Raw genomic sequence first — 8,968 nt, forward strand, 5'->3', positions numbered from 1 at the left:
CGCTTCAGCCCGCCACCATCGTCACGGGCAATGCGCCGATCCCCTCGATCACCACCTCGACCACCTGCCCCGCCTTCACGGGCCGCGCGCCGAGCGAGGTGCCGCAGGCGATCACGTCGCCGGGGTTCAGCGTCATGTCCCGCGACAGGAGCTGCACGACCTCGGGCGGGCTCAGGATCATGTCGGCGGCCGGGTAGCTTTGCCGCTCGCGCCCGTCGACATTGACCGTCACGGTCAGGGTTGCCCAGTCGACATCGGTCTCGATCACGGGGCCGATCACGCCGAAGCCGTCGAAGCTTTTGGCGCGCGTCCATTGCGGAAAACTCGGGTCGGCGGTCAGGACGGTGAGCGAGGTAAAGTCGTTCACGCAAGTGTAGCCGAGGATGGCGGCGGCGGCCTCATCCTCGGTCGCGTCCTTGCACGTCGCGCCGATCACGATGCCCAGCTCGCCCTCGAAGACCACGCGCCCCGCGCTTTCGGGCAGCGCGACCTCGGCCCCCGGCCCGGCCAGCGACGTGTCGGCCTTGAGGAACCACAGCGGATGCGTGGGGTGGTCGTTGCCGTTCTTCTCGGCGGCGGCCTTGAAGTTGTTCCAAAGGCCGATGAACTTGCCCGGAACCACGGGCGGCAGCAGCGTCAGCTCGGCCAGCGCGACCGCTTCGCCCGCCGCATCGTCCGAACCCAGACCCGCGCGCGGGTGCAGCGCCTCGCCCTCGATCACGCCGGTGACGATCTCGCCCGCCCCGGTCTTGCCGCGTGCCCATTTCATCGCTGTTTCTCCCGCTCCTGCTCCGGCAGCCATGTTCGCCGCTCCACCCTCCCGGCACAAGGCGGAACGTGGCGAAGCCCCTTGCCCCCGCCCCGCGCTGTTGTAGCGTCGGGCGGCGCGGCAAGGGAGGGACGCATGAGACTTCAGGGAAAGACCGTCATCCTGACGGCGGCGGGCGCGGGGATCGGGCGGGCCTCGGCGCTGGCCATGGCGCGCGAGGGGGCAACGGTCCATGCCACCGACGTGGACGCGGGCGCGCTGGAGAGCCTTGCCGCCGAGCATGAGAACATCCGCACCGCTCTGCTGGACGTGACCGATGCGGCGGGCATCCGCGCCTTCGCCGCCGCAAGCCCCACGCCGGACGTGCTGTTCAACTGCGCGGGCTGGGTGCATGACGGCACGCTGCTCGAGGCCTCGGACGCGGATTGGGACCGCTCCTTCGCCATCAACATCCGCGGCATGGCCCGGATGACCGAGGCCTTCCTGCCCCGGATGATCGAGAACGGCGGCGGGTCGATCATCAACATGGCCTCGGTCGTCTCGGCGATCACGGGGGCGGCCAGCCGCTGCGCCTATGGCGCGACCAAGGGGGCGGTGATGGGCCTGACCAAGGCGATCGCCACCGACTACATCCGCGACCGCATCCGCTGCAACGCGATCTGTCCGGGCACGGTTCTGACGCCGTCGCTGCAGGCGCGCATGGCCGCACGCGGCGACTATGACGCCGCCTACGAGGCGATGCTCGACCGCCAGCCCCTGCGCGAGATGACCCACCCCGAGGATATCGCGCCGATGGTGGTCTACCTCGCCTCGGACGAGTCGAAAGCCGCGACGGGGCAGTTCTTCGTCGTGGACGGCGGCTGGACGATATGACGGGCCGCGTCGGGCTGATCGGGCTGGGCGCGATGGGCGCGGGCATGGGGCGGAACCTGCTGGCCAAGACCGGCGGGTTGCAGACCCTGGCGCACCGCGACCGGTCCGTTATCGAGGCGCTGGTGGCCGATGGCGCGACGGAACATGCCGACGCGGCGGCGGTGGCCGCGGCGTCCGACGTGGTGGTGCTGTGCCTGCCGAATTCCACCGTGGTCGAAAGCGTCATGGACCAGATGGCCCCCGCGCTGCGCCCCGGCCAGATGGTGATCGACACCGGCACCTCGGCGCTGGCCTCCACGCTGGCGCTGGCCGAGAGGCTGGCGGCGCTTGGGGTGGCCTTCGCCGAAGCCCCGCTCACGGGCGGCGCGCAGCAGGCGGCCGATGGCGTCCTCGGCGCGCTGGTTGGCGCCACGCCCGAGGGCTTTGCCCGCGCCGCGCCGGTGCTGGCCGCCTTCTGCGAAAGGGTCGAGCATTTCGGGCCGGTGGGCGCCGGGGCCAAGGCGAAATTCATCAACAACTACATGGTGATGGGCATCGCCGCGCTGGTGACCGAGGCGTTCCGCGCCGCTGCCGACGAAGGCATCGACTGGGGCCAGCTGCATGACGTGGTGCAATGCGGCTCGGCCAATTCCGGGGTGCTGAACCGGATCATCGGCAAGGCGCGGGACGGCGATTTCTCGGGCTATGTCTTTTCCGTCGGCAATGCGGCCAAGGACATGCGCTATATCGCCGATTACCTCGACACCTCCGGCCACGGCACGGAGATGTCGCGCGCGGTGCATGACCTGTTCCAGCGGGCCGAAGCGCAGGGGCATGGCGCGCGTCGCATCAGCGAGCTGCTCAGCCCCGAGATCCGCGACGAACTCTTCGACGGCTCATAGCCCCAGCTTTTCCACCTGCCCGCGCAGGATCGCCGCCGAGGCACGCAGCCCCTCGGCCTCGGCCTCGTCCAGCTCGGGCCAGAGCGTCGCCGTCACCCCAGCGCGCCCCACCAGCCGCGGCAGCGACAGCGCCACGGGGCCCAGCCCCGCCACATCCGGCTCGACGGTCGAGACCGACAACACCGCCTGTTCATCGCCCTTGATCGCCTCCACGATGCGGGCCAGCCCGCCGCCGATGCCATACCATGTCGCGCCCTTGCCCGCGATGATCGTATAGGCCGCGCGGCGCACGCCCGTGTCGATCCGCGCGCGGACATCCTCGGTCAGGGGCGCACCGATCTGTGCCGCGAAACTGCCCAGCGGCACCGAACCTGCGCGCGCGTTGGACCAGGCCAGCACCTCGCTGTCGCCATGCTCGCCCAGCACATAGGCATGGACCGAGCCCGGCGAGATGCCGAGGTGCCGCCCCAGAAGCCAGCGAAACCGCGCCGTGTCGAGGATCGTGCCCGACCCGATCACGCGGCCCGGCGGCAGACCCGACAGCGATTGCGTCACCTGCCCCATGATGTCGACAGGGTTCGAGGCGACCAGCAGGATCGCATCAGAGGCATGGGCCATCACCTCGCCCACCACCGCGCGGAAGACCTCGGCGTTGCGCTCCAGAAGCGCGAGCCGCGTCTCGCCGGGTTTCTGCGACACCCCGCAGGCGAGGATGACGACGCCCGCGCCGCCCAGATCGGCGCAATCGCCCGCCCGCACCACCGCGGGCGCGCCGAAGGGGACGGCATGGGCGATATCCTCGGCCTCGGCCCGCGCGCGGGCGGCGTTCAGGTCGATCAGGACAACCTCGGTGGCGATGCCCTTGAGCGTCAGGGCAAAGCCCGCCGCCGATCCGACCATGCCTGCGCCGACGATCCCGACCTTCATGGGCACATCCCCCGGTTGCAACAGGCTCATCCCACCACAGGCAGCGATGCCGGACCAGCCCCTTGACGCCACGTCGACCCGGGAGGATCCGCAAGCAGAGCGCCCAGGCGCGCTGTCCTGCCCCCTTGGCGCTTGGTCCTGCCCGAGGGGAAGGCTTGACGCGCCACCGGGGGCCATGCAGACCTGACCCCCGCGAAAGGGGCGCAAGGCATATGCTCAGCTACATCATCCGCCGCATCCTCCAATCGGCGCTCGTGCTACTGGTGGTGGGGCTCGTGGCCTTCGCCATGTTCCGCTACGTGGGCGACCCGGTCGACACGATGCTCGGACAGGAACGCACCGTCGAGGATATCGAACGGCTGCGCGAGAACCTCGGGCTGAACGACCCGTTCTTCGTGCAATACTGGAATTTCCTGCAGCGCGCCGTGCAGGGCGACCTGGGCATTTCCTACCGCCAGGGCCGACCGGTGGTCGAGATCATCGCCGAGCGCCTGCCCGCCACGCTGGAACTGGCCGCGGTCTCGGGGATGTTCGCGCTGGTCTTCGGGATCGTGCTGGGCGTCTTCACGGCGATCCGCCGCGACGGCTGGGCGGCCAACACAATCATGACGCTCAGCCTGATCGGGGTGTCGCTGCCGACCTTTCTGATCGGCATCCTGCTGATCTACCTGTTCGCCGTGGAGCTCAGTTGGCTGCCCAGTTTCGGGCGCGGCGAGGTGGTGGACCTCGGGTGGTGGACCACCGGCTTCCTGACGCAATCGGGGCTGGTGGCGCTGATCCTGCCGTCGATCACGCTGGGGCTTTACCAGATGACGCTGATCATGCGGCTGGTCCGATCCGAGATGCTCGAGGTGCTGCGACAGGATTACATCCGCTTCGCCCGCGCCCGCGGCCTCAGGACCAAGGCGATCAACTTCCGCCACGCGCTGAAGAATACGCTGGTGCCGGTGATCACGGTGACGGGCCTGCAGCTTGGGTCGATCATCGCCTTTGCGATCATCACCGAAACGGTGTTCCAGTGGCCGGGTGTCGGCCTGCTGTTCATCAACGCGATCCAGTTCGTCGATATCCCGGTGATGGCGGCCTACCTGATGCTGATCTCGGTGATGTTCGTGGGCATCAACCTGATCGTCGACCTGCTTTACGTGGCGATAGACCCGCGGTTGAGGAGCTGACGCCATGACCGACCTTCCTGAACAGAGCGTCGAACGCGCCCGCGCCCGGTCCCGCCTTGCGATGGCATGGGACAGCGACCTTGCGCATTCCTTCCGCCGCTCGCCGGTGGCGATGCTGTCGGCGGCGGTGACGCTGATCCTCGTGCTGTCGGCGGTCTTCGCGCCGCTGATCGCGCCGCATGACCCGTTCAACCCGGCCACGCTGAACCTGATGAACGGCTTCACGCCCCCCGGCGAGGCCAACATGTTCACCGGCGAAAGCTTCCTTCTGGGCACCGATGACCAGGGGCGGGACGTGTTCTCGACCATCCTGTATGGCCTCAGGATCTCGCTCTTCGTGGGCTTCGCCGCGGTGGGCTTCGCCATGGTGCTGGGGATCACCCTGGGGCTGATCGCGGGCTATGTCGGTGGGTTGGTGGAGACCATCATCATGCGCGTCGCCGATGTGCAGCTGACCTTTCCCGCGATCCTGGTGGCCATGCTGATCTTCGGCGTGGCCAAGGGGATCACGCCGCCCGAATACCGCAATGACGTGGCGATCTGGGTGCTGATCGTCGCCATCGGCCTGTCGGACTGGGTGCAGTTCGCCCGCGTGGTGCGGGGCGCGACCATGGTCGAGAAATCCAAGGAATACGTGCAGGCCGCGCGCTTGATCGGGCGCTCGCCCGCGGCGATCATGCTGCGCCACATCCTGCCCAACGTGCTGTCGCCGGTGCTGGTCATCGCCACGATCTCGCTGGCGCTCGCCATCATCGCCGAGGCAACGCTGTCCTTTCTCGGCGTGGGCGCGCCGCCGACCGAGCCCTCGCTCGGCACGTTGATCCGCATCGGGCAAGGGTTCCTCTTCTCGGGCGAGTGGTGGATCCTGTTCTTCCCGGCCTGCACGCTGCTGGTGCTGGCGCTGGCGGTGAACCTGCTGGGCGACTGGCTGCGCGATGCGCTGAACCCGAGGCTGCGCTGATGGCTTTGCTGGAGATCGAGAACCTCACCGTCCAGTTCCCGACGCGGCGACAGACCTTCACCGCGGTGAAGGACGCGCATCTGACGGTGGAGCCGGGGCAGATCCACGGGCTTGTGGGCGAGTCGGGTGCCGGCAAGTCGACCATCGGAGCCGCCGTCATGGGCCTTCTGGACCCGCCGGGGCGGATCACGGGCGGCGTCATCCGCTTCCGGGGCGAGGAGATCTCGGGGCTGGATGCGGCCGCCATGGCGGCGCTGCGCGGCAAGAAGATCAGCATGATCTTCCAGGACCCGCTGACCAGCCTCAACCCGCTTTTCACCGTCAAGCAGCAGCTTGTCGAAACGATCCAGGAGCACCTGGGCCTGAGCGATGCCGAGGCCGGGGCGCGCGCCATCGACCTGATCGACCGGGTCGGCATTCCCAACGCGAAGGCGCGGGCGAACCAGTATCCGCACCAGTTCTCGGGCGGCATGCGGCAGCGCGTGGTGATCGCGCTGGCGCTGTGTTCCGAACCCGACGTGATCATCGCGGACGAGCCGACCACCGCGCTCGACGTGTCGATCCAGGCGCAGATCCTCGACCTGATCAAGGGGCTGGCGCGCGAGCGCGAGGTGGGGGTGATCCTGATCACGCATGACATGGGCGTCATCGCGGACACCACCGACGTGGTGACGGTGATGTATCGGGGCGAGGTGGTGGAAAGCGGCCCGACCGCCCGCGTTCTGGGCCAGCCCGAACACCCCTACACCCGGTCGCTCATCGCCGCCGTGCCGCGGCCCACGGTCAAGCTGCACCGCTTCCCCCTGATCGGCTACGGCGGCCGCGTAACCGAGTTCAAGATCGAGGATCTTGCCCGCAACTGGCCGCAGAGCACGGCGGAACGCGGCACGCCGCTGGTCGAGGCGGACGGGATCACCAAGCGCTTCATCTCGAAACGCGCGCTCCTGCCCTCCAACCGGGAATATTTCACCGCCGTGGACGGGGCGCGGTTCGAGATCCGGCAGGGCGAGGTCTTTGGCCTTGTCGGCGAAAGCGGCTCGGGCAAGTCGACCATCGCGCGGATGATCGCGGGGCTTTACCCGGTCGACGCCGGCGCGGTGCGCTTCGAGGGGCGGGACGTGACGGCGACGGCGCGCGGGGTGCCCGACTGGTACCGGCGCGAGATCCAGATGATCTTCCAGGACCCCTATTCCTCGCTCAACCCGCGGATGCGGGTGGACGAGATCGTGGCAGAACCCGCGCGCCACCACGGCATCCTGCAGGGCCTGGCGCTGCGCGACCGGGTGGCGGAGCTGCTGGACCGCGTGGGCCTCGGGGCCGATGCCGGGCTGAAATACCCGCACGAGTTCTCGGGCGGCCAGCGGCAGCGAATCTCCATCGCCCGCGCGTTGGCGACGCAGCCGCGCTTCCTGATCTGCGACGAGCCGACCAGCGCGCTCGACGTGTCGATCCAGGCGCAGATCCTGAACATTCTCAAGGACCTGCAGGAGCATCTGAACCTGACCATGCTGTTCATCAGCCATGACCTGCCGGTGGTGCGCCAGATGTGCGACCGGGTGGGGGTGATGAAGGACGGCAAGCTGGTCGAGGTCGCCGAGACCGAGGCGCTGTTCGAGGCGCCGCAGCATGGCTACACGCGGGAGCTCCTGTCACTGATGCCCCGGCTCGACGGGCTGTCGGACGAAGGGCTCGCGGTGGCCTGACAGGGGTTTCGCCGCCTTCGGCGCCGACCCGTGCGAGGGGGTTCCCCCCTCGCGCTCCCCCCCGTATTTGTGGGAAGATGAAGGGCAGGACGCCCGTTCGACCGTGAGGACACCACCATGCCGCAACCCGATCACGTCTCGATCTACGAGCTGCCCGATCCCGCCGACCTCGACGAGGACATGCGCCGCTATTTCGAGATCTGCAGGGAAAAGCTCGGGATGGTGCCCAACGTGCTGCGCACCTTCTCAAGGAACCAGGACAAGCTGCGCGCCTTCGCGCAATATTACAACACGCTGATGCTGGCGCCCTCGGGCCTGTCCAAGCTGGAACGCGAGATGGTTGCCGTCGTCGTCTCCTCGGCCAACCGGTGTTTCTACTGCCTCGTGGCTCATGGTCAGGCGGTGCGGGCGCTCTCGGGTGATCCGCAGCTGGGCGAGATGCTGGTGATGAACTACCGCGTGGCGCCCCTGGAGCCGCGCCAGCGCGCGATGCTGGATTTCGCGTGGAAGCTGACGACCGCGCCGTGGGAGGTGGACGAGCCCGACCGCGCCGCGTTGCGGGAGGCGGGGTTGAGCGAGGGCGAGATCTTCGACCTGGCCGACGTGATCGGGTTCTTCAACATGTCCAACCGCTTCGCCATCGCGTCCGACATGATGCCGAACGCCGAGTATCACGCGATGGATCGCTGAGCGTTTTCAATACGCTCAGCACCGTAGTTCATGTGATGGTTTAATCCGCCACGGCCCGCGCGCCGCCCAGGGTGCCGGGTCCTACCAGCCCGTCGATTGGCCCGCGGTAAAGCCCGCGCTCGCGCAGGATCAGCTGGAACTCGATGGCGGTCTGCCGATCCCAGAACGGCGGCCGTGGGCCGCCCGCGGCGCGCAGGGCTTCGAGAGAGACCTCGCCGGTTTCGAGCGCCGCGATATAGCCCTGCGCCGCGGCCACGGGATCGGCGGGGCGGCCGATGCCCTGCTCGGTCAGGTAGGCCAGCGCCGCGATGGCGGAGGGCAGACCGGCCTCGGCAGCGACCCGCGTCCAGCGCAGGCGAGAGGCGGGATTGGGTGGAACGCCCTCGGCCCCTTCCGAATAGAGCCGGGCAAGCGCCAGCGCGGCATCGAGGTTCCCGCCGCGCGCGGCGGCGGCGAAGAGCGGGACGGCAGCGCGCGGATCGGGGACGCCGAGCGCCGGATCGGCATTGCCCGGAACGCCCTCGCCCGTCAGGTAGATCTGCGCGAGATTGGCCTGCGCGAAATGGTAGCCCTCGTCGGCTGCGGCCTCGAACAGGCGCAGCATTTCCGCGGCATCGCGCGGCACGCCGCGGCCAAGGCGATGCATGAAGGCCAGCGTCGCCATGCCGGCGGGGTCGCCCGCCGCGACCGCGGCGCGATAGGCCCCCACCGCGCGGTCGATGTCGGCGCGGATCGGGCCGATGCCGAAGTTGTAGTAATCGCCAAGCCGCGTATGCGCGGCCCCGACACCGGCCTCGGCGGACCGCTCGTAGAGCGCGACCGCGTCACGATGCGCGCCGCGGGCCTGTTCGACCGTGGCGAGGTGAAAGAGCGGCCCGCCCGCCTCGGGTGCCAGCGTCGCCGCCTCTTCGCAGAGCGGCAGCGCCGCCCGCAGACGGTCGAAGACGGCGCGCTGCGCGGCCTCGCTGACGGGGACGGCGGCCGAAGGG

At 69.0% G+C, this 8,968-nt stretch carries 9 protein-coding genes; 6 read left to right on the forward strand and 3 right to left on the reverse strand.

What is annotated here, in order from left to right:
- Positions 1 to 4: 4 nt before the first annotated feature.
- The gene (locus QQK83_RS14425; protein ID WP_284265370.1) at positions 5 to 769 is read right to left on the reverse strand and encodes a fumarylacetoacetate hydrolase family protein; all 765 of its coding nucleotides are present in this window, start codon (positions 767 to 769) and stop codon (positions 5 to 7) included.
- Positions 770 to 904: 135 nt separating this feature from the next.
- Between QQK83_RS14425 and QQK83_RS14430 the strand changes: the two genes are divergently transcribed.
- Positions 905 to 1,642, forward strand: coding sequence for an SDR family oxidoreductase (locus QQK83_RS14430; RefSeq protein WP_284265372.1), 738 nt, complete (start codon positions 905 to 907; stop codon positions 1,640 to 1,642).
- The gene (locus QQK83_RS14435) at positions 1,639 to 2,523 is read left to right on the forward strand and encodes an NAD(P)-dependent oxidoreductase (RefSeq protein WP_284265375.1); all 885 of its coding nucleotides are present in this window, start codon (positions 1,639 to 1,641) and stop codon (positions 2,521 to 2,523) included. Before QQK83_RS14430 ends, QQK83_RS14435 begins: the two co-directional genes overlap by 4 nt.
- Here the strand turns inward: QQK83_RS14435 and QQK83_RS14440 are convergent.
- A complete protein-coding gene (locus tag QQK83_RS14440; RefSeq protein ID WP_284265377.1) occupies positions 2,518 to 3,450 on the reverse strand; it encodes an L-lactate dehydrogenase in 933 nt (310 codons plus the stop codon). The genes QQK83_RS14435 and QQK83_RS14440 overlap by 6 nt on opposite strands.
- Positions 3,451 to 3,662: 212 nt before the next feature.
- Between QQK83_RS14440 and QQK83_RS14445 the strand changes: the two genes are divergently transcribed.
- From QQK83_RS14445 to QQK83_RS14460, 4 genes are all read left to right on the forward strand, one after another.
- Positions 3,663 to 4,625, forward strand: a complete 963-nt coding sequence (locus tag QQK83_RS14445; protein WP_284265379.1) for an ABC transporter permease — start codon at positions 3,663 to 3,665, stop codon at positions 4,623 to 4,625.
- A gap of 4 nt (positions 4,626 to 4,629) precedes the next feature.
- Complete coding sequence (locus tag QQK83_RS14450) at positions 4,630 to 5,586, forward strand: ABC transporter permease (RefSeq protein WP_284265381.1); 957 nt, start codon at positions 4,630 to 4,632, stop codon at positions 5,584 to 5,586.
- Complete coding sequence (locus QQK83_RS14455; RefSeq protein WP_284265383.1) at positions 5,586 to 7,289, forward strand: ABC transporter ATP-binding protein; 1,704 nt, start codon at positions 5,586 to 5,588, stop codon at positions 7,287 to 7,289. The genes QQK83_RS14450 and QQK83_RS14455 overlap by 1 nt, the downstream gene beginning before the upstream one ends.
- A gap of 117 nt (positions 7,290 to 7,406) precedes the next feature.
- Complete coding sequence (locus tag QQK83_RS14460) at positions 7,407 to 7,979, forward strand: peroxidase-related enzyme (RefSeq protein ID WP_284265387.1); 573 nt, start codon at positions 7,407 to 7,409, stop codon at positions 7,977 to 7,979.
- A 40-nt stretch (positions 7,980 to 8,019) separates the two neighbouring features.
- Here the strand turns inward: QQK83_RS14460 and QQK83_RS14465 are convergent.
- Positions 8,020 to 8,968: tetratricopeptide repeat protein (locus QQK83_RS14465; RefSeq protein ID WP_284265389.1), on the reverse strand; the 949-nt coding region annotated here is incomplete at its 5' end.

The organism is Roseicyclus amphidinii (assembly GCF_030163755.1).
Classification (GTDB): Bacteria; Pseudomonadota; Alphaproteobacteria; order Rhodobacterales; family Rhodobacteraceae; genus Roseicyclus; species Roseicyclus amphidinii.

Excerpts from the sequence above, each read along its gene's own strand:
- QQK83_RS14425 (WP_284265370.1), bottom strand. The coding sequence starts at position 769 with ATGAAATGGGCACGCGGCAAGACCGGGGCGGGCGAGATCGTCACCGGC.
- QQK83_RS14430 (WP_284265372.1), top strand. The coding sequence starts at position 905 with ATGAGACTTCAGGGAAAGACCGTCATCCTGACGGCGGCGGGCGCGGGG.
- QQK83_RS14435 (WP_284265375.1), top strand. The coding sequence starts at position 1,639 with ATGACGGGCCGCGTCGGGCTGATCGGGCTGGGCGCGATGGGCGCGGGC.
- QQK83_RS14440 (WP_284265377.1), bottom strand. The coding sequence starts at position 3,450 with ATGAAGGTCGGGATCGTCGGCGCAGGCATGGTCGGATCGGCGGCGGGC.
- QQK83_RS14445 (WP_284265379.1), top strand. The coding sequence starts at position 3,663 with ATGCTCAGCTACATCATCCGCCGCATCCTCCAATCGGCGCTCGTGCTA.
- QQK83_RS14450 (WP_284265381.1), top strand. The coding sequence starts at position 4,630 with ATGACCGACCTTCCTGAACAGAGCGTCGAACGCGCCCGCGCCCGGTCC.
- QQK83_RS14455 (WP_284265383.1), top strand. The coding sequence starts at position 5,586 with ATGGCTTTGCTGGAGATCGAGAACCTCACCGTCCAGTTCCCGACGCGG.
- QQK83_RS14460 (WP_284265387.1), top strand. The coding sequence starts at position 7,407 with ATGCCGCAACCCGATCACGTCTCGATCTACGAGCTGCCCGATCCCGCC.